The organism is Flavobacterium sp. LC2016-13, assembly GCF_009707955.1.
Lineage (GTDB): Bacteria > Bacteroidota > Bacteroidia > Flavobacteriales > Flavobacteriaceae > Flavobacterium.
Genome location: NZ_WMDQ01000002.1, coordinates 289,759 through 310,049 on the forward strand (window position 1 = coordinate 289,759; position 20,291 = coordinate 310,049).

Below are 20,291 nucleotides of genomic sequence, written 5' to 3' on the forward strand. Positions count from 1 at the left end.
ATTTTAGAAGGCTTTTTTTAAAATCGCTTGTCTTATTCTAATACTTATAAAACTTATTGAGGCTGTTTCGTGATTGGCTTTCAATTTATTTTACTAACGCCTTACATTCTTTTGCTTTCTGGTCCACAGCACCTTTTGTGGATATTCTTGCATAAAACCTGCTAATGCTGAGTAATAAAAAAGCGATTCGAAATAATAACCCAAAAATACAAATATGAGTTTTTTAGCAAAATTAGAATTAGACAATGAAGTTTTTAATGTTTTAGAATTTGATGTGAATTTTACACAAAGCATTGATAACAACGGAAAACCCGCCAGTAAAGCCAAAGGCGGACAAATTAGACTAGTAATTGAAACAACCCAAACCGATTTATTTTCAGATTGGATGATGGCTTATACAAGTATCAAAGACGGGAAAGTAATTTTTTACCGCAGAGACGCCATGAGTACCATGAAAAAAGTAAGTTTTAAGAAAGCGTATTGTATTTCGCTTCAAAAAAAAATCAATAGCGAAGGAACTGTGCCTATGACTACAGAGATTTTAATCACTTGTAATGAAATAAAAGTAGGCAATACTTTATTTGATAATAACTGGAAAAACTCTTAAGTCGAAAATATACCATTAACTAATTTAAAACCAAGCAAGCATGGCACTACAAACTGATACAACAATTAAAATTGGTGAAACGATTATCCGAAATTTCAGCCGCTTAGCCATTATTCAAAAAATTCATGACCATCATAGTTTTACTTTAGAAGTACGAAAAGACCTGTTGGTTGATGAGTTTAAAAGTGTAATGCCGGTTTCACAGCAATTATCGGGCGCAAAAATCAGCATCGAAATAATACCTGCAAAAGGTTTGGATGATCTTATGATTATTCAAAACCCAAAAGATTATGTCATGCAGTTTTATGGGGTTATCACCAAAGTAAACTTTCAAAAATCGAATATTCGGGATGTAGAAGAAACAATATTGATTCAGGGACACAGTACTTCAAAATTATTAGACAATGCTCAGGATTGCTGCTCATTTACCAAAATGACGCTCGAAGAAATTGTCAATAAAGTAAAATCGGGTTATGAAATCGATATGCATGTGCATCCGTATTATAAGGATAAACTAGCTTATACAGTGCAGTATAACGAAAGCGATTTTAATTTCCTGAACCGTCTGGCCATGCGTCACGGGCAATGGTTTTATGATAACGGACGCATGATTGTTTTTGGAACTCCGGGAAGTTCATCCGTAGAACCCACTTTGGTTCACGGCGTTAACCTGCATGATTTTAGTTATGATATAGAATTAATGCCTGTATTGCTCAAAATCCTTGAAAATGACAATCGCAAAGGAGATTATTCGAGCGATGATGTTTTAAAATACAGAAAAGAAATTGACGGTTTCCACCAAAATTTTATCAATAAATCTAATGAGGTTTTCAATAAGGAAACTGTAATGCAGCGCAATCAAAATCCTGTTGAAGGATACGGAGACAGCACAGGCGAGGAATATGCTAAAAATAAAATGCGTGAAATAGCAGGCAAAATGATGCAGATAAGAGCTATCAGCGAAGTTCCGGGCATTACAATAGGCAATAACGTAATTGTAAGAGGTGTCGACATTCAACTGGACAGTTCTTACACAGTAACCGAAATAACGCATAGTTGTGACGATGGCGGCGGTTACGAAAATCATTTTACAGCGGTAAATTTTAATGGCAATGTGTTTTCACCTAAAACCAATCCTGATTTGATACCAATATGCAAAAGTCAGACAGCCATTGTAACAGCCAATGCAGATCCGGACGGACTCAGTGGTGTACAAATACAAATGCCGTGGCAGGAACTCAAAGGCGAAACTACACCATACATACCGGTATTGCAAAAATATGGAGGAGATGCCAGAGGAGCTCATGTCATACCTGAAATTGGCGATACGGTTTATGTCAGTTTTCAGGGAGACAATGCGGAATTGCCAATTGTAGAAGGAACTTTAGCGAGCGCAAAAGAAAAAAGCGGTTACAGTACACCAAATAATGATTTGAAGGTATTTCGAACACGATCAGGAATCTTAATTGTGTGTAACGATGAAGAAGGAAGTGTTTTGATTGAGGACCCAAGCGGGAATAAATATTTTATGGATGGGAAGGGGAGTATGGAATTAGATGCTCCTAAAAACATGACTTTTAATGCTGGGGAAAACATCAATATCAATGCTGGACAAAATATGAATACGAATATAGGTTTTAATAAAACAGATACTGTTGGTGGTGATTATACGGAAACAATAACGGGATCAAAATCTCTTAATATTGGTATTGATTTTATACTCAATGTTACAGGAAAAATGTTTGAGTGGATAAAAGGATCTAAAGAAACAAAAAGTGAAGAAATTAAGGAAATGGCGCAGGAGTTATTTATAAGTAGTACCGAAAAAAGTATAAACTTAAAAGGCTCTAAAGATATTAACAGCCACAGTGGTGAAAACTCAAGAAATTATTAGATATGAGCATTACAAGAATTATTGGCGGATCATTCACAAAGACAGCCACCGGAAATATAGAATTGCATGCAACTAATGGCAATATCAATCTTCATGCAGCCACACAAAATAACTGGGACGGAGGAGAAAATGGTATTTTTCATCACGATTATGAACCTTCACATCCGGAGGATTTAATGAGTAATAGATTGGATCTCACGCTGAATTTATTTTTTGATGGCACTGGAAATAATAGAGAAAATACTAGTGCCCGAGAATATAGAACGAGTGATTATGAAAAAGAATCGAACAAGAAAGATGATAGCTATGAGAACGACTATACCAATATTGCAAGGGCTTATGATGTAATTTCAACTAAAAAGCCTATTAAAATTAATGCTTCAAAACCTTTAAAAGTATATGTAGAAGGAGTTGGTACTAGAGATTTAAAAAGCGATGATATGTTGCCAATGGGTATTGCACAAAATGCAGGTTTTTGGAACACAGGAATAAAAGACAAAGTAAAAGTGGCTTGTGAAAAGGGAGCTTTGGAAATAAAAGATGCTTCTGATGGAAAACCCATTGATCTTCTCACTATCAACGTTTATGGCTTTAGCCGTGGCGCAGCAACTGCGAGACATTTTTTAGATATTACTAATGTAGCTTATACCGTAAAAGTTTCTAAAGAAGGATATTTTACGTTTCCAGGTGATTTGTTGCCAAAAAGATATCCAAAAAATCAAGATAAAAGCAAACCTGACTATCCCGAAAGTTTTGATATTAAATTGGGTTATTTTGGCAGATGTCTGGTTAATAATGGTGTTTTTGAGATAAAAAACGTTTCTTTCAATTTTGTAGGTTTGTATGATACCGTCTCCTCTCACGGTTTTAATCATAATAATGATGTAAAAGATTTAGGCCTTGATGCCATAAAAAAAGCAAAAATGGTTTTTCAGCTTTCGGCGGCTGATGAATATCGAGAGAATTTCGATTTGACTAATATTGATAGCGCAGGTTTAAAAGGATTGGAGTTAACGTTGCCTGGTGTACATTCAGATATTGGAGGTTCCTATATTGCCTGTGATATTGAACGTTCTGTAATACTAAAAGAAAAGTATTTTACAGGAACACGCGATGCACATTTTAAGTTTAGACCAACTACTAAAAAAGCAGATGCATTTAAGGAATTATTGGTAAATGAAGGCTGGTACAAAGATCATCAACTAATACTGGAATATAATGAAGATGCTGGTATAGCCTATTTGGTTGGCAGAAGAGAATTAGAAAATGCTTACGACAAAATCGCGTTGAATAAAATGATTATGGTTTCTAACCAATTTGGTGTCGAATATGATGAAAACAAAAAAAAGAAAAAGACAAATCTTTCAGATCCTTTTTTAGCTAGTATTTTCGATCAGCTTACAAAATATAGCCAGGCAGTTATGATGCACAGAAATCAATTTATAAGAGAAAAGAAACCCGTTCATCAATATTGGGCAGAATCAAAACAAATAAGTTATCTGGATTATTTAAGTCCAACAGATTTAAAAGAATTACGAAACAGATATTTGCATTGGTCGGTGAAAGCAGATCATTTTGGACTAGGCCCCAGATTTAATGAAGTTTTACCCGTCGAAAAACGTAAAAGAGAAATACATAATGGATAAAATAAACAAAATATTGATTTTTTTAATCATCACATTAAACACAAGCTGTCAAATGAAAAAATACGAATGGGAAAGTTATACCTGCCAACCTTCACGAGAATATAAGGGTAATGAAAATATATATGGTGTAGAATTTGTTAGAGGTGACATCCTTACGCTTGATGGAGATCACGCTCATTTGCCTTTTGGTGGTTCTTCAGGTGAATGGGGATATACTGGTGCTGCATGGACTTCACAACATGGTCTACCTGTAGGAGCCGATGTTATCTATTATGCTGGTTACGAAGATAAGTTTTACCAGCTAAAAGTTGACTTTCCTGTAGAAGAAATGAAAAAAGCAATGGATACGACTTATCGTTACAATGACCATACGAACGAAAAATTTTCAGGATTAATTTTTGGTTTTGCACCACAAGGTATGGTAGTAGTATGGAAAAAATATGGAATTTTTAGGATTGAACTGGGACGTTATCAGGCTCAGGTAATTAAAGACGACGCAGAACTGGAAGAAAAACTGTTTAAAGGCTGGTCAATGAACCGTTTGGCAGTCAAACAAAGAGATTTTTTGCCCGATGCAAGTTGTGCCAAATGGGATATGTATCGTAAGCGTTACACTTTTCGGATAAAAATGGAAAACGAAAATCCAGCATTGCGCCTATTCCGATATTGTTTTACCAATTACAATGGAGAGAAAGATATTATTTTTATGCCACCACTTCCTGCTACGAGCTATGATAATCGTGCTTTACCGCAAATTCTCGAACTAGATTGGGAAACTGGTGTGGGAGAAAGTTTTAGAGGAAATATTTTTTTGAATGAAAAAATAATATTCGAAAAATTTCAAAATTTTAAGACCGAGGATAAACAAGAATTTGAAGTCAGGATTAGTAAAGATAACAGAACTATGAAATTGTATTTAAATCATGAACCCTTAGAAGTAGATAGTGTCCGTATTTATAAAGGTTCTGTTATGTATGAAGGATCTTATTAGTTTTTAATTTGATTTTTTAGATTATTATAAAACCCAAATCAATAATAGAAAAAGGATAAATAGATATTTATCTTATTTTAGAACAAAAAAAAGCCTTCCAAAAATCAAAATGATTTTAGAAGGCTTTTTTAAATTGGAATAATAATCTACTTAAATTTATTCCTTGATTACTTTTTCGACTTTGCTGCCTTTTTCAGTTGTGATTCTGATGAAGTAAAGACCATTTGCTTTGTCTGAAATATTAAGTTGAGTTGAGTTATTGTCTTCTATTTTTGTTTGCAGGATTCTTCCCTGAACATCAAATAATTCGATATATTTTATAGCATTATCTGCCGTAATATTTACGTTTCCTTTTGTATGAGTTGGATATAAAGTGACAGTTTTATCAACCTGATGATCTTTAGTTCCTAAGTTTTTAAAGATCGTTTCAGCTTTGTTCGTTTCGATTGGCGCGTTGTAATCAAAATAAATATCAGCTTCTTTACCAACCTGGTCGCCTGAAAGCAGGTTTCCTTGTGTTTGAATTTTGAATAAAATATTTCCATGTCCGTTAACCGGAGGATCTTTAGACGTAATCTTATTTTTTTTAGCTGTACCTAAATTAATATTGGTAAAAATAAATTCGGCTACATTTCCGTGAATAACAATTTCAGATTCGTGAGATGTATTTAATACCTGTAGCGAATTAATGTCATATTTGGTTTGGTCAACCACAACTTTTACAACTACATTTTCTGCCGCAGCAGTTCCTGTGTTTTCAAAATTGACCACATAATGTAAATAATCTCCAATGGTACTTGGCGAAATACTTGGACCTTCAAGACACGTTATATCGTTTGGATCATATGAACCAACTATAATCTCATTGAAGTTGAATACATTGTCATCCGGATTAAAATCGCCTGCAATTGGGTTTACTGTCGCTGTAAAATTTAATACATCTCCAATATTTGCAGGAGGTGATTGTATTGGTGTATTTACATTTAAACCCACATAATAACTTCTGCTTTCAAAAGGAAGTAAATCATTATAATTCCAAGTCATTAATCCTGGACTTTGCACATTGGGCGCTAAAGTAGCCAGTCCGTAATGTAAAATATCCTGATTGTATGCAAAATTAAAACTTCCGCTTGCTGCCTGATTTCCTTTGTTTTTAATCACGATTTGATACCATGCCATAAATCCAGGTTTTGCTGGCGAAATTGGAGCAATCACAATTTCGACATCACTTTGATTTCCAGCTGCTGTAATACAAAAATCCTGAGCGGTAACATGATTATTGTTGTCTGTAAAAGTAAGTGTTGGGTTTACCGGAGAAATTGTAAAAAGCGTTGGGTTTTCAAGATGCGGAACTAAATTAAAATTTCCTGCATCGGTATAAAAAGTATATTTTCCGTTCGTTTTGGTAAAACCTTCACTTTGTATTGAACCATCGTTAATCCCTATTTTTACATTAGCTTGTTTAGCATCAGCAGCGTCACAGCCATTATTATCAATGTCAAAAGCAATCGTTCCTGTTATTGTATTATAATTTCCGCCCGGATTAAAAGAGCAATACGAGTTTACAACAGCATTTGATAATCCTAAATTGCCTAAATACAATTTTGTCGCATCAATATTGGCTTCATCCTGACAAACAAAAATCAAATTCGTGTTTGCGCTGCTAAAAAATAAGTTTTCGTTTCTTCCATTTTTAGCAAAAACCATTTTTAGATTCGGATTATTATTGGCAGATAAAGATTGAAAGTTTGTTAAATTTGAAACATCTATGGTTTCTAAACCAGTTGCGCTTACATTCAATGTTTCAATATTTGGAGCATCAGAAAAATCTAAAGTTGTAATTGGCGCTTCTATACAAAATAAAGAAGTTAAACTGCTACAACCCGAAATATCCAGAGAAGTAAGGCTATTATAACCACAATCTAAACTTTTTAAATTAGTTAAACCTGAAACATTTAAAGTTGTTAATGGCGCTTTTTGTACTGCAGTTCCGTTTAATGAAAGTGTTTGAAGTGCCGTACAACCCTGCACATTTACAGAAGCTAATACACTACTAAGATTACTAATGTAGGTTAATGCACTACAATTTGAAAAATCAGCTGTGACAAGATCCGTATTTTGTATCAAAAGATTATTTAATGCCGTACAACCTGAAAGATTTAAATTAGCAGTTGGGTTTTCATCTAAATTAAGAACTTGTAAATTGGTATTTCCTGAAAGATTTAAAGACGGAATTTGATTTGAATTTAAAATAGCATTCTTTAAATTACCTGTTCCCGTTAGATTTAAAGTAGCAATTGCATTTGTTGAAGCTCTAAGATCTGTAAGACCTGGTGATGTATTTAAATTTAGTGCTGTAATTTGATTATTGCTACAATCTAAATTATAAAGTGCAGTACAACCTGTAAGGGTTAATGAAGTTAAAGCATTGTTTTTTACATCTATTTCTTTTAATGCACTACAACCGGAAAGATCTAAAGCAGTAATCAAATTGTCCGGTATTTTTAAATATTCAAGACTTGAACAGTTTGAAAAATTAGCTGTTGTAATATCATGATGAAGACTAAATGTAGATTGCGGAAAATTAAGCAATGTACAACCTGCAGCATTTACAGAAGTTAACGTTAGATTATCTTCGATTAAAAAAGTAGTTAATTTTGTGAGGCCGGAAACATTCAATGAGGTTAGTTTATTGTTCACCGCATTAAAATAATTCAAATTTGGACAACCGGTTAAATCAAGAGATGTTAGAACATTATCTGCAAGATATATTTGATTTACGGAAGCAAGATTACTCACATTAAAAGTAGAAAAACTTGGGTTTTGCTGTGCAACAATTGTGGTTTGACTCGGGTTATTTGAGATGTTTAAAGTGGTTAATGACGGACTTTGCATAAAGGTAACACCAGTTAAAGTACTCATTCCTGAAACCGTTGCTGTTACCAAAGTTGGACTGTCAACATAAATAGTTTTTAGGTTTGGCATTCCGCTTAAACTTATTGATGTTGCACTGATTCCTTTAAAACCTAATTCGGTTACGTTGGTAAAACCTTCAATTCCTTGAATATTGGTTACCAAATACGCATTTGAACCTTCAATCCAAAGCCGATCAATTAAAGCCGCTTCAGAAACCTGAATCTGGTTATCAAAATTCGTATCTATTCTTGTCACAGCTACACCGCCTGAAAAGGCTGTAAAGTTGGCTGAACCACCATTTACTAACATGTTTTTGAATGTGCTATCTGTAAAAGTAAGTGTCTGGGCATTTACCATTCCGGTAAGCAATAACACCATTAAGAGTAATTTTCTTTTCATAATTTGGGTAATTAAGTATTCGTTAGAAAATATTGGGGATGATTTTTGTTAAAGTGAATTGATTAATTCTTGCAATTTTTCTTTTTTGCTTTGGGCAATCGGAATATTGGCATTATCAGCCATAATCACATATCCGCCATCTGTTTTAATGTATGATTTCAGATAAGATAAATTGATTAAATGTGATTGATGAATGCGTTCAAAACCATGTTCAGCAAGCAATTCTTCATATTCCTTAAGTGTTTTCGATATCAAAACAGGTTTATGGTTTTTAATAAAAAACTGCGTGTAATTTATTTTGGCTTCACAGCGAATAATATCCGAAACCTCAAATAAATGAATTCCGTCACTCGTAGATAAAGCGATTCTTTTGAAATTATCGACCTTTTTTCGAATGTTTTCCAACAATAAATCGATGTTTTCAAATGAATTATTTTTTCCAACAGCTTCTTTTATTTTAGCCATTGTCAATTGCAATTCTTCAGGATCAACAGGTTTTAGAATAAAATCTAAAGCACTAAATTTAAAAGCCTTCAAAGCATATTGTTCATGCGCGGTAATAAAAACAACATGCGATTTAAGTTTTGCATTTGCCTGAGAAATTCGTTCGAGAATATCAAAACCGGTTCCGTCTGTTAAATGAATATCAAGAAAAATAACCTGTGGGCGCAATTTTTCTATGGCAGCGATTCCTGTTTTTACACTTTCGGCTTCTCCAACAATAAAAATATCATTTGTATAACGTTCTAAAAGCGCTTTTAGACCTGTTCGTAAATGTTTATCGTCGTCGATTAATAATGCTGTTATCATGATTTTGGTATTATGGTATGTATTGAATAGGCAGAAACAAAGTAACCTTTGTACCTGTTTTTTGTTGGTCTGAATTTAATTCGATAATCTCAATTTTTGCCGATTTGGAAGTGATCGATTCCATAATCTTCAAGCGTTTTTTTGTAATGTCCAAAGCCATCGATTGGTGTGCCGTAACCGAGTTTTCTTTTAAAAGTTTTGATTCTGATAAACCAATTCCGTCATCCGTAATCGTGCAAACCAATTGTTGATTCTGAACATCAAAATTGACACTTATTTTTCCTTTTCCTTCTTTGGGAACCATTCCGTGCAGAATCGCATTTTCTACAAAAGGCTGAATCAATAAAGGCGGCAATCCCATATTAAATTCGACATTTTCTGTTGACTGAATATCAAATTCAAACTTATCATGAAAACGAAGTTGTTCCAGTTCCAGATAATTCTGAAGACTTTCAATTTCTTTATCAATCGGAATCAGCGAACCTTTAGAATATTCAAGTGTAAGGCGCATCAACTTTGAAAATTTAGAAAGATATTTTAAGGCAGAATCTGTTCCGTTCTGAACAATAAAACTTGATATTGAACTCAGGCAATTAAAAACAAAATGCGGATTCATTTGCAAATGCAACGCTTTTTGCTCGTATTCTGCCACTTCTTTTTTAAGTGTGAGCTGGCGTTTTACCTGCATTCGGTTATAAATTACGATGCCTAAAACAATCAGTAATAAAGCTCCAAAAATGGAAAAAATAACGAACTGAATTTGCCTTTTATGCTCTTCAGAAAGTAATGCTTCTTTTTTATTGAACTCATAATTCATTTCAGCTCTGGCAAACTTATTATTCGTTTCCTGATTGTTAATGCTGTCGCGGGCAATGATGTAATTTTTATAATGCGTTAAAGCCGCTTTCGAATCGTTTAGAGATTCATACAATTCGCTCAATAATTTTTCAGTATGAAAAGTCTGGTCCTGAACACCAATTTCTTTTGCATACGCCAATGATTTTATGGCAAAAGGAAGCGCTTCACTATATTTTTGTTGTTCCTGCAGTAATGATCCAATATTAAATAAGGAAAGGGAAGCACCAAATTTATTCTGAATTTCTTCGTATAGATTCAATGATTTTTGATAATAATCTAAAGCCAGCGATTTATTGTTTTGCTTTTTATAATAATCTCCCAGGTAATTGTTTAAGAGAGCAAATCCGCGTTTGTTATTATTTTTTTCAAAGCCTTTTTTCGCCTTTTCGTAATATTGAATAGCGTTTTGATATTCGCCCATTTCAAAATAGATAACACCAATATTAGTAAGCGTCATAGGCGCATTTTCTTCGCCAAGAGCCAATTGTATTTTGTGAGCTTCCTTAAGATAATATAAGGCTTTAGGATAAATTAGCTGTGATTTATAGACAATGCCAATATTGTTTAATACTTTCGAAATGCTAAGTTGTTCCTGAATTTCCTGATATAATTTTAATGCTTTTTCGAAATTTTTTAAGGCGAAAGTATAATTGCTTTGTTCTGAATACACTACGCCGGAACTTGCATAAGCGCGGGCTAATCCTTTTTTGAGTTGGTTTTTATCAGGATTTTGTTTCAGTTCAATTTCAAATTGAGTTTGGGCATTTTTAAAATATTTTATGGCAACAGGATAATTTCCTAAAATAATAGAAGCATTTCCTTTATTCATAAAAGCAGTTGCCAAACCAAAATTATATCCTGTTTTTGTACTTAATACGGCTGCTTTTTGGGCATAAAATAAAGTAGAATCGGGATTGATTTCTTTATATAAATCAGCAATTGTATTGTAGTGATTAACCTTTGCAGTGTCGGCCTTGATAATACGCAACACATGCTGTAAACTGTCGATTTGAGCGCTTTGTGCATGAACAATGCTGCAAAGAGAACTAAATAATAAGAAAACGGTTAAGCGGAATTTGGGATTCACCTGGTTTCTGTTTTGGTTGGTTGAGACAAATGTATAATATGTTTTCAACTATCATAACACCAATTATTATTTATGCCGTTTAGATTATTATTTGATTGTTTTGGATTATTTGTTGGTGAAGAGAATAGATGCAAGATGAAAGAGAATAGATGCAAGAATAAAGAATAAAGAGAATAGATTAAGATGTAAGAATGGATGTTTGATTTAATGTTTAAATTGATATTCCTTACTGATGAATTTATACCGATATACGATTAATTTATACCATTTTTAAAATTTAACAGGGTGTTATCTTTGATGTATTATTTTAACTTAAAGAGAGAGAAAATGAAAGCAATAGGATTTAAAACATCATTAGACATAGCAGAAAAAGAGAGTTTCATTGAATTTGAAACTCCAAAACCAATTCCGGGAGCACGAGATTTATTGGTAAAAATTAGTGCCATATCTGTGAATCCGGTAGATTTTAAGATTCGCCAGAATAGTGCAAAAGATACCGTTCTTGAAACTCCGAAAATTATTGGCTGGGATGCCGTGGGAATTGTTGAAGCGATAGGAGAAAACGTAACTTTATTTAATATTGGCGACGAAGTTTATTACGCAGGCGATATTACAAAACAAGGCAGTAATGCAGAATTTCAGGTTATCGATGAACGAATTGTAGGCAGAAAACCAAAATCGTTAAGTATTGAAGAAGCCGCTGCAATTCCGTTAACGGGTTTAACGGCATGGGAGATATTATTTGATCGTATTCGTATTAATCCTGAAAAAGATAAAGGCAAAACAATTTTAATCATTGGCGGAGCAGGCGGAGTTGGTTCAATCGCGATTCAATTAGCGAAAAAAATTGCAGGTTTAACGGTTATCTCAACGGCATCACGTCCTGAAACTATAGATTGGTGTAAACAACAAGGTGCCGATTTTGTTGTAGATCATAAAAACCTAATTGCATCTACGAGAGAAGCAGGATTTGAATTTGTTGATTTTATTTTAGATTTTGTAGATACCAATTTTTATTGGGATACAATGGTTGAACTTATCAAGCCGCAAGGACACATTGCATCGATTACCGGAAGTAGTGAACCGGTTGTATTGAATAAATTAAAAGGTAAAAGTGTTTCTTTTTCTTGGGAATTGATGTACACGCGTTCGATGTTTGAAACCGAAGATATTCAGGAACAACATAATATTCTCAACAAAATCGCCGATTTACTAGATGACGGAACGCTGAAATCTACTTTAAAACAAACGCTTACAGGACTTACAGTTGATAATCTTAAACAAGCGCATCAGCTTTTAGAATCAGGTAAAACGATTGGAAAAATCGCCATAAAGTTTTAATGCTATAGAATTCTTCAAACCTTTAATTACATTAAACTAAAATCCCAATTGTTCGATTGGGATTTTTTTGTTGTAAACAATGGACTTTTAAACAAATAAAACTTGAACTTTTAAACAAACCCGTGCTTTTGCAATATTCTGAACTTTGCTTTATAATTTTTTAATACAAATAAAAATGTGGACAAAAGAAAATATTACGGATCAATCAGGAAAAACAGTAATTGTTACGGGAGCGAATACCGGAATTGGATTCGAAATTGCATTGGCATTTTATGAAGCAGGAGCTAATGTTACTATTGCCTGCCGAAATAAAGACAAAGCAGAGGATGCCATAAATAAAATGAAATCGAGTGGAGGGAAAGGTACTTTAGAAATTGGAATTCTGGATCTTACGAATTTAAATGCGGTAAAAATTTTTGCAGATGATTTCAAATCAAAACATCAAAAATTAGATATTCTTATTAATAATGCTGGCGTTATGATGCCGCCTGCAACAACTACAGTTGATGGTTTTGAATTGCAATTTGGAGTTAATTTTTTAGGGCATTTTGCTTTAACTGCACATTTATTTCCGTTATTGAAAAAAACTCCAAATGCCCGAGTGATGACGCTTAGCAGCGGAGCCGCAACCTTGGTTGACGGAATTGTTTTTGAAAATTTAAAATTAGAAAAACCGTACGACGCACAACGCGAATATGGTGTGAGCAAACTTGCAAATGTTTTATTTGCTTTTGAGTTGCATAAAAAACTTAAAGCTTTAAACAGTACAATTATTTCTGTAGCAGCACATCCCGGTGTTGTATATACAGATTTACAACGTCATATTCCGTCAGAAATTTTAGAAACGGCTTTTGCAGAATTTAAAGAAGTTTCTCAGCCGTGGCAAGGCGCTTTGCCATCACTTTTTGCTGCGACAGAATCTACAGTAAAAAGCGGAGAATTTTACGGTCCAGATGGCGAAAAAGAATATACGGGTTATCCTACTCTTTCTAAACATACCTCAAAAGCCATGGAGGATGAAGAACTTTCTGTGAAACTTTGGGCTTTTTCAGAAGAAATTACCGGTTTACAATTTCCTTATTAATCAATTTAAAAATAAATAAAATGTCAAATTCAAATAAAACGGTTCTTGTAACGGGAGGTTCAGGCTATTTAGGCACGCAATGTATTTTGCATTTATTGCAGGAAGGTTATACCGTAAAAACAACAGTTCGTTCGTTATCAAAAAAAGATACTATTCTGCAATCTTTAAAAAGTGGCGGAATTTTATCTTTCGAAAAACTAAGCTTTTTTCAAGCCGATTTAAATAATGATGAAGGCTGGAGCGAAGCGGTAAAAGATTGCGATTATGTATTGCATGTTGCTTCTCCTTTTCCTGCACAACAACCTGAAGATGAGAATGAATTAATTATTCCGGCTCGTGATGGCGCTTTAAGAGTTTTAAAAGCTGCTCGCAATGCAGGCGTTAAACGATTGGTATTTACTTCTTCATTTGCGGCCATTGGTTACAGTATAAAAGATCAGAATCATGTTTTTACAGAAGAAGACTGGACAGATCCTGAAGCTCCGATTCAGCCCTATATTAAATCTAAAACTATTGCCGAAAAAGCGGCTTGGGATTTCATCGAAAATGAAGGTGGAAATTTAGAATTTACGGTTATAAATCCGGTTGGAATATTTGGCCCAGTTCTGAATAATAACGATTCAGCTTCTGTACAGGTTGTTATTACAGGAATTCTAAGCGGAATGGTGAAAGAAAGCCCTGATTTTACTTTGGGCGTTGTCGATGTTCGTGATGTTGCTGATCTTCACATCAAAGCGATGACAAATCCTAAAGCAAACGGCGAACGGTTTTTAGCAACATCTGATGGTGTAATGAGTTTTTATGATGTTGCGGAATTAATTCGAAAAGAAAGACCGGAATTATCTGCAAATATTGCCGACATGAAACCAACCGATACCTCGTTTTATATTAAAATGTCTAATGAAAAAGCAAAATCTATTTTAGATTGGAAACCAATTAGTAAAGAAGAAGCTATTTTGGCAAGCGTTGATACCGTAAAGATTGCTTAACTTTACAGGAACTTGTGTATTATAAAAAAATATTTAACACATAGAAACATAGATTTTATATACGAGGAAAAAGAATATAAAAAGAAACTAGTTTCTCACACATAGCTATCGGGATGTGTTATTGCAAGTAAAACGCCTTTGTCTAAGTTTGCAACAACTATATTTCTATGTGTTAGAACAAATTACACGCAACAGTTTATTAAAATAAATATGAAATTTAACAACATACAATCCTGCCATCTCGGACCTGAAATTTCTCCTGAGCAATTTATTCCGGAACATTTCTTTTTGTTTTTATTGAAAGGCTCGATGGTTGCTTATGATGGAAAAAAGCATTATCAAATGAAAGAAGGCAATTATTGCATTGCCCGAAAAAATCATTTGGTTCGCTATACAAAACATAAAGAAGATGGAATGTTTGAGAAAGTTATTATTGCTCTTGATGAAGCCTTTTTAAAGAAGTTTTTGGAAAGACATTCTTATTCTGTTTCCGTTTCTGGCAACGACGATGCTTTTTTGTTTATTGAAGAAGATAAACTAATAAAGAATTTTATACAATCGTTAGAGCCTTATTATAATGGTTCTGAACAAATTGATGCTTCTTTTGTAGATATTAAAAGAGAAGAATTACTGGTAATTCTGTTAAAGAATAATCCTGATCTGGCTAATGTATTTTTCAATTTCGGAATTCCTGAGAAGATTGATCTGGAAGAATTTATGAATAAAAATTTCAGGTTTAATATTAGCCTGGAGCGTTTTGCATTTTTAACCGGAAGAAGTTTGTCAACCTTTAAAAGAGATTTTCAAAAGACATTCAACAGCAATCCCGGAAACTGGCTAACGAAAAAACGTTTAGACGAAGCTTATTTTCTGATCAACAATAACAATCAAAAACCAAGTGAAATCTATCTTGAAGTTGGTTTTGAAGATTTATCACATTTCTCTTTTGCCTTCAAAAAGCAATTCGGAAAAGCACCAAGTTTATTATAACAAAAAAGAGCTGATTTTAGAATCAGCTCTTTTTTGTTCTGGTTCATTTAGCAGAATCTTTTTTCTTTACTTTTTCGAATAAAAAATCGCAGCTCTCTTTAAGGTTGTTAATAAAGTGAGGATTGCCTGTAATAGCAAGTTGTTTTACTACGGCTTCTTCATCGTTTAAAAAATAAATTTTCCTAACACGTCCTTCGCTTACAGAATCCCAATACGTTTCTTTTAATTCCTTATTGTCGGTAAGAAAAAAATTGAGGATGTACTTATTTTCGTCTTTATGTATGAGAATACTATCTTTCATCGTATCCCTATATAAGCCTTCATAGCCAATATTGTATCTTACATACGAACTATTCTTTTTTACATTTATTGTATATCCGTTCAACGAACTAAATCCGACTCTATTGTCATACGGGCCATACATAAATACAGAAACATTACTGACGGTTTCAAAATTTTTTGTGTCTAAAGATTTGTTTTTCTGTGCCTTGATTATTTTAGTTTTTTTTATTTCTGTTTTATTATCTGATTTACAGGAAAGAAAGAAAAGGCTAATTAAAAGCAATGTTTTGTAATAAGTAATTTTACTTTTCATAATTGATATACTTTACCTTTAAGCACGTTTAAAATAGGCTTATAAATAGCTATATTACAATAAAAAAAAGAGTTGACGACAAGTCAACTCTTTTTTTATCTTTATTAATGATTCTTATTTCAATGTAGTTTTAATAACTGTTGCTGCTTGCAAAATAGCAGTTTTCACGGCAGGAACATTAGCAATAGGATTTAAAAGCCCGTAATCGTGAATTAAACCGCTGTATCTTGTTAATGTTACAGGAACTCCGGCTTCGTTTAGTTTGCGTGCATAAGCTTCACCTTCGTCTCTTAAAACATCATTTTCAGCAGTTTGAACTAATGCAGGAGGTAAGTTTTTAAGTTGTTCTGTGCTAGCTTGTAATGGAGAAGCATAGATTTCTTTTCTTTTATTAGTGTCAGGCAAATAATTATCCCAAAACCATTTCATCATATTTTTAGTTAAGAATCTTCCGTCAGCAAATGAGTTATAAGATTCAGTTTCAAAATTAGCATCAGTTACCGGCCATAATAAAACCTGTAATTTAATTTGTGGGCCTTTTTTATCTTTTGCCATTAATGTAATAGCTGCAGTCATATTTCCACCAACACTATTTCCTACTACGGCAAGGTTTTTACCATTTACGCCAATTTCTTTTCCGTTTTCTGCAACCCATTGCGTTGCAGCATAAATCTCGTTTATTGCTACAGGATATTGCGCTTCAGGAGAAGGAGTATAGTCTGGAAAAACCGCAACGGCACCACTTTCTACAACTAAATCACGAACCAATCTTCGGTGAGTTGGATAATCTCCTAAAACCCATCCGCCACCGTGAATAAAGATAAATACCGGTGCATTTGCTTTGGCTCCTTTTGGTTTTGTAATATGAATTTTTACTTTTAAACCGTTTTGAGAAATCACTTTTTCAGATTCTTCAATTCCTGAATAATCCACTTCTACAGATTTTTGAGCACCAACTAAAACGCCGCGTGCATCTGCAACACTTAATTGTTCTAATGGTTTTCCGTTACCAGAATTTAAAGCTTTCAAAAATGTACGGACTTCTGTAAAAACCTGTGGGTCATTTTCTCCTTTAAATTGTCTTTCTTGTGCTAAAGCAATTGTATTTATGGTTAACAATGCTGCAATAAATAAACCTTGTTGTAATACTTTAATAGTTTTCATATCTCTAATTTTTTATCAGTTATAATTTGATAGGACAAAGATATGGCGGTAGTAAAGCTCTAAAAATAGACAAAAGTCTATTCTGATTGTACATTTTTCCCTAGAAGGTATTTTTTCTTGAAATTGGATGGAGTGTCACCAACTTTATTGGTAAAAAGGCGGTTAAAATAAGCCGGATCTTCATAACCAAGTTGGTAAGCGATTTCTTTTACACTTAAAGCAGAATATCCCAAGAGCCTTTTTGCTTCCAGCATAATTCGGTCTTTAATAATATCGTTGGGTTGTGTAAGTTCTAATCGGTTAAATTTATTCGATAATGTTTTGGGAGCCACGCCAAGAATATCAGCATAATCAGCCACAGTATGTTTGGTTCTGAAGTGAATTTCGACCAAACGGCTAAAATCTCTGAAAAAATCCATTTCTTTTGAAGGTTCATCGTTTAAAACTCCCAATTGTTGTATTTTCCAGATTCTGGTAGCTTTTATAATAAGTTGTTTCAAATATGTTCTGATCATTTCTTCCTGCGAAGAATCAGGAGCATCAAATTCTCCCTGAATCTGGTCGTAAATACTTTCTACAAATAAAACTTCTTTATCCGGTAAAGCCGTCATTGGCATTTCGAAAATATTATTAAACAATAATCCGTCGCAGGCAACCTCGGCATCGTGAATTTGTACGCAATAAAAATCGCGATTGTAGTACATAAAATATCCTTGGCTTTTTCCTTCTTTATCAATCTGCAAATACTGATTGCTGTTAATGAAAAAGAGGGAAGGTCTTGTGGTTTTATATTGTTTAAAATCGATCGTAACCGAATAATCTTTGGGTAAATAAAGGACTTTTATATAAGGTTTGTAATAATCGCCATTAATTTCTTCAATAGAATCCTGGTTCAAAACCAGAAACCCCAGTTTTTTATAATTAGATTCGAAAAATTTATGATTGTTCATTACTTATTCATGTTCAATAATAGTCAGAATGCTTTTTGGTATTTCTTCAAATGCCTCAAAAGAATAAGGTTTAATCAGATACGCTTTTACGCCCAATAAATCGCACTTTTCTTTATATGCAGGATTTATACTTGTAGAGTAAACAAAGCACGGAATTGTCTTTAAATCATTGTTATTCAATATTTCCTGCAGTGCTTCGATGCCATCAATTATGGGCATATTAATATCCGTAAGTATAACATCGGGATTTTCATTAGAGGTATCTTTCAGATAACTTAAAAGTTCTTCTCCATTTGCCACAAGACTAACTTTCCCAAAATTGGGGTTTTTATTAAACGTTTCGCAAATAACATCTGCGTCGTCTATATCATCTTCGGCAATAATAATATGTAAATTATGTAAGTGTGGCATTTTATAAGATTGGGAAAAAAAGATTAAATGTTGTACCTTCATTCAGGTTACTTTCTACAGTTATTTTTCCTGAATGGTTTTCCATTATTTTTTTGCAAATTGCAAGTCCAATACCGTTTCCGGAATATTCATTTCTGGCATGTAAACGCTGAAAAATGGTAAAAATTTTACTAAGATGATTTTTCTCCATTCCAATACCATTATCTTTTATCTGAATTTTCACAAATTGATTGGCTTCATTAGGAATTTCAGATTCAAAATTTTCCTGCTGAGAAATTTCTATAATTGGCGAAACATCTGCTTTGCTATATTTTATGGCATTTGTAATCAGGTTAGAAAAAAGCTGGCGCATTTGTACTTTAGAGGCTTGTATTAAAGGTAGTTTTCCTATTTGAATTTGTGCTTTTTTATCCGTAATTATAATTTCGAGATCATCCTGAACTTCAGAAATTATTTCAACCAAATTAATTTCTGTACGTTGTTCCTGCGCGGTATGCGATGAATATTGAACCAAATCATCTACAAGTGAGTTCAATCGTAATGCCGATGATTTCATAACACTTATAGATCTTGCATCTGTTTCATTAAGATAACTTCCGTCTATTTTTCCGTTATGCATTACAATTTTTCTTAAAGGCTCTTTCAAATCATGCGATATAACATGAATAAATTCTTCAAGATTTTTGTTGGTTTTATTTAATTCGTTTATTTTTTCTTCAAGTTCTTTCTGATGGCGTATTAATGCTTCTTCATGTTTTTTCTTCTCTGTCAGGTCCGTGACAACAATTCCAATGGCTTCTACAGAAGGTTCAAGATCTGTGACGGTTATATTTGCGGGGAAAATCTTTTTGGCATTGTTTGTCTTAAATTGTATTTCATGGTCAGTTATACCATATTTTAAAGCTTCGATAAGCGCAACAAAATTTCCCGGATTATCAAAATATTCATTTAAAAAAGTTCCGATTATTTTTTCAGAAGGTAAACCCACAAGTTTTGAAAAATAGGTGTTACAATATAATATAAGTCCATTTCTTGAAATACTCAAAGCGCCTTGTCTGAATTTCTCAATTAATAACCTGAAAGTATAATCAGCAGTTTCAAGCGAATAAAGCTGAGGCACTCCATTACTATTTAGCACCAATGCATCAACATCTCCGTCTTTTATGGCATCAACAATACTATTTGACTCGTAAAGTTGGTCCTTTAAAGAGGCTATTTCAGCTAGTAAAGAGTCTATATTTTTATCGTTAACCTCCAAATTATTCACTTAAGTTTAGTATTCGTAATACCTTTTCTTTATCGGATAAATCGCCTAATATGATTCTTCTTGGAGCAGGATTTGTCTTTATTAAAGTTGGTATTGCTACAATTTGATGCAATACCGCCTGTTCTGTATCACGACTTATATCTATAATTTCAAGTTCGTAATTTTCAGCAAGATATTTATCACATACCCTGCGCAGGTTTTCGATGGCATGACCTGATTTTACAGACATACCCGAAACAAAAAGCATAAACTTATGTCTGGTTGAACTTGAATCATCGGAGGAGTTGTCCAT

The 20,291-nt window shown here is 33.4% G+C and carries 17 protein-coding genes; 8 read left to right on the forward strand and 9 right to left on the reverse strand.

Annotation, left to right across the window (positions count from 1 at the left end; all coding sequences use genetic code 11):
• Positions 1-214 precede the first annotated feature (214 nt).
• The 4 genes from tssD to GKZ86_RS05090 are packed head-to-tail and all read left to right on the forward strand — an operon-like array spanning position 215 to position 5,138.
• Positions 215-607, forward strand: coding sequence for a type VI secretion system tube protein TssD (gene tssD / locus GKZ86_RS05075; RefSeq protein ID WP_154782026.1), 393 nt, complete (start codon positions 215-217; stop codon positions 605-607).
• A gap of 40 nt (positions 608-647) precedes the next feature.
• Positions 648-2,501: a contractile injection system protein, VgrG/Pvc8 family gene (locus tag GKZ86_RS05080; protein WP_154782027.1), complete on the forward strand. Its 1,854-nt coding sequence runs from the start codon at positions 648-650 to the stop codon at positions 2,499-2,501.
• Between the two features lie 2 nt (positions 2,502-2,503).
• Positions 2,504-4,147 carry a phospholipase effector Tle1 domain-containing protein gene (locus GKZ86_RS05085; protein WP_154782028.1) on the forward strand — a complete coding sequence of 548 codons (1,644 nt, stop codon included), beginning with the start codon at positions 2,504-2,506 and terminating at the stop codon, positions 4,145-4,147.
• Positions 4,098-5,138, forward strand: a complete 1,041-nt coding sequence (locus GKZ86_RS05090) for a DUF2931 family protein (protein WP_228526536.1) — start codon at positions 4,098-4,100, stop codon at positions 5,136-5,138. The genes GKZ86_RS05085 and GKZ86_RS05090 overlap by 50 nt, the downstream gene beginning before the upstream one ends.
• Positions 5,139-5,294: 156 nt before the next feature.
• Here GKZ86_RS05090 and GKZ86_RS05095 read toward each other — a convergent pair whose 3' ends face one another.
• From GKZ86_RS05095 to GKZ86_RS05105, 3 genes are read right to left on the reverse strand one after another with little or no spacing between them, the layout of a single operon-like run.
• The gene (locus GKZ86_RS05095; protein WP_154782029.1) at positions 5,295-8,453 is read right to left on the reverse strand and encodes a T9SS type A sorting domain-containing protein; all 3,159 of its coding nucleotides are present in this window, start codon (positions 8,451-8,453) and stop codon (positions 5,295-5,297) included.
• Positions 8,454-8,501: 48 nt separating this feature from the next.
• A complete protein-coding gene (locus GKZ86_RS05100) occupies positions 8,502-9,263 on the reverse strand; it encodes a LytTR family DNA-binding domain-containing protein (protein WP_154782030.1) in 762 nt (253 codons plus the stop codon).
• A gap of 10 nt (positions 9,264-9,273) precedes the next feature.
• On the reverse strand, positions 9,274-11,208 hold the full coding sequence (locus GKZ86_RS05105) for a tetratricopeptide repeat protein (protein WP_154782031.1): 1,935 nt from the start codon (positions 11,206-11,208) through the stop codon (positions 9,274-9,276).
• Positions 11,209-11,535: 327 nt separating this feature from the next.
• Between GKZ86_RS05105 and GKZ86_RS05110 the strand changes: the two genes are divergently transcribed.
• From GKZ86_RS05110 to GKZ86_RS05125, 4 genes are all read left to right on the forward strand, one after another.
• Positions 11,536-12,549, forward strand: coding sequence for a zinc-binding alcohol dehydrogenase family protein (locus tag GKZ86_RS05110; RefSeq protein WP_154782032.1), 1,014 nt, complete (start codon positions 11,536-11,538; stop codon positions 12,547-12,549).
• A 175-nt stretch (positions 12,550-12,724) separates the two neighbouring features.
• Positions 12,725-13,633 carry an oxidoreductase gene (locus GKZ86_RS05115; protein ID WP_154782033.1) on the forward strand — a complete coding sequence of 303 codons (909 nt, stop codon included), beginning with the start codon at positions 12,725-12,727 and terminating at the stop codon, positions 13,631-13,633.
• 20 nt (positions 13,634-13,653) lie between these two features.
• The gene (locus GKZ86_RS05120) at positions 13,654-14,622 is read left to right on the forward strand and encodes an aldehyde reductase (protein ID WP_154782034.1); all 969 of its coding nucleotides are present in this window, start codon (positions 13,654-13,656) and stop codon (positions 14,620-14,622) included.
• Positions 14,623-14,832: 210 nt separating this feature from the next.
• Complete coding sequence (locus GKZ86_RS05125) at positions 14,833-15,612, forward strand: AraC family transcriptional regulator (protein ID WP_154782035.1); 780 nt, start codon at positions 14,833-14,835, stop codon at positions 15,610-15,612.
• A gap of 43 nt (positions 15,613-15,655) precedes the next feature.
• Here the strand turns inward: GKZ86_RS05125 and GKZ86_RS05130 are convergent, their stop codons facing one another.
• From GKZ86_RS05130 to GKZ86_RS05155, 6 genes are all read right to left on the reverse strand, one after another.
• Positions 15,656-16,207, reverse strand: coding sequence for a hypothetical protein (locus GKZ86_RS05130; protein WP_154782036.1), 552 nt, complete (start codon positions 16,205-16,207; stop codon positions 15,656-15,658).
• Positions 16,208-16,321: 114 nt separating this feature from the next.
• Entirely contained in the window at positions 16,322-17,371 is a 1,050-nt protein-coding gene (locus GKZ86_RS05135; protein ID WP_154782037.1) for an alpha/beta hydrolase, read from the reverse strand.
• Positions 17,372-17,448: 77 nt separating this feature from the next.
• Complete coding sequence (locus GKZ86_RS05140; RefSeq protein ID WP_154782038.1) at positions 17,449-18,321, reverse strand: helix-turn-helix domain-containing protein; 873 nt, start codon at positions 18,319-18,321, stop codon at positions 17,449-17,451.
• A 3-nt stretch (positions 18,322-18,324) separates the two neighbouring features.
• Entirely contained in the window at positions 18,325-18,732 is a 408-nt protein-coding gene (locus GKZ86_RS05145; protein WP_154782039.1) for a response regulator, read from the reverse strand.
• Between the two features lies 1 nt (position 18,733).
• Positions 18,734-19,999, reverse strand: coding sequence for an ATP-binding protein (locus GKZ86_RS05150; RefSeq protein ID WP_317173548.1), 1,266 nt, complete (start codon positions 19,997-19,999; stop codon positions 18,734-18,736).
• Positions 19,992-20,291: a circadian clock KaiB family protein gene (locus GKZ86_RS05155; RefSeq protein WP_154782040.1), complete on the reverse strand. Its 300-nt coding sequence runs from the start codon at positions 20,289-20,291 to the stop codon at positions 19,992-19,994. The genes GKZ86_RS05150 and GKZ86_RS05155 overlap by 8 nt, the downstream gene beginning before the upstream one ends.

Bases quoted from the DNA above. Each gene is read 5' to 3' on its own strand.
- GKZ86_RS05110 (WP_154782032.1), top strand. From the start codon at position 11,536: ATGAAAGCAATAGGATTTAAAACATCATTAGACATAGCAGAAAAAGAG.
- GKZ86_RS05080 (WP_154782027.1), top strand. From the start codon at position 648: ATGGCACTACAAACTGATACAACAATTAAAATTGGTGAAACGATTATC.
- GKZ86_RS05095 (WP_154782029.1), bottom strand. From the start codon at position 8,453: ATGAAAAGAAAATTACTCTTAATGGTGTTATTGCTTACCGGAATGGTA.
- GKZ86_RS05090 (WP_228526536.1), top strand. From the start codon at position 4,098: ATGAAGTTTTACCCGTCGAAAAACGTAAAAGAGAAATACATAATGGAT.
- GKZ86_RS05125 (WP_154782035.1), top strand. From the start codon at position 14,833: ATGAAATTTAACAACATACAATCCTGCCATCTCGGACCTGAAATTTCT.
- GKZ86_RS05140 (WP_154782038.1), bottom strand. From the start codon at position 18,321: ATGAACAATCATAAATTTTTCGAATCTAATTATAAAAAACTGGGGTTT.
- GKZ86_RS05100 (WP_154782030.1), bottom strand. From the start codon at position 9,263: ATGATAACAGCATTATTAATCGACGACGATAAACATTTACGAACAGGT.
- tssD (WP_154782026.1), top strand. From the start codon at position 215: ATGAGTTTTTTAGCAAAATTAGAATTAGACAATGAAGTTTTTAATGTT.
- GKZ86_RS05085 (WP_154782028.1), top strand. From the start codon at position 2,504: ATGAGCATTACAAGAATTATTGGCGGATCATTCACAAAGACAGCCACC.
- GKZ86_RS05135 (WP_154782037.1), bottom strand. From the start codon at position 17,371: ATGAAAACTATTAAAGTATTACAACAAGGTTTATTTATTGCAGCATTG.
- GKZ86_RS05145 (WP_154782039.1), bottom strand. From the start codon at position 18,732: ATGCCACACTTACATAATTTACATATTATTATTGCCGAAGATGATATA.
- GKZ86_RS05130 (WP_154782036.1), bottom strand. From the start codon at position 16,207: ATGAAAAGTAAAATTACTTATTACAAAACATTGCTTTTAATTAGCCTT.
- GKZ86_RS05155 (WP_154782040.1), bottom strand. From the start codon at position 20,291: ATGGACAACTCCTCCGATGATTCAAGTTCAACCAGACATAAGTTTATG.
- GKZ86_RS05120 (WP_154782034.1), top strand. From the start codon at position 13,654: ATGTCAAATTCAAATAAAACGGTTCTTGTAACGGGAGGTTCAGGCTAT.
- GKZ86_RS05115 (WP_154782033.1), top strand. From the start codon at position 12,725: ATGTGGACAAAAGAAAATATTACGGATCAATCAGGAAAAACAGTAATT.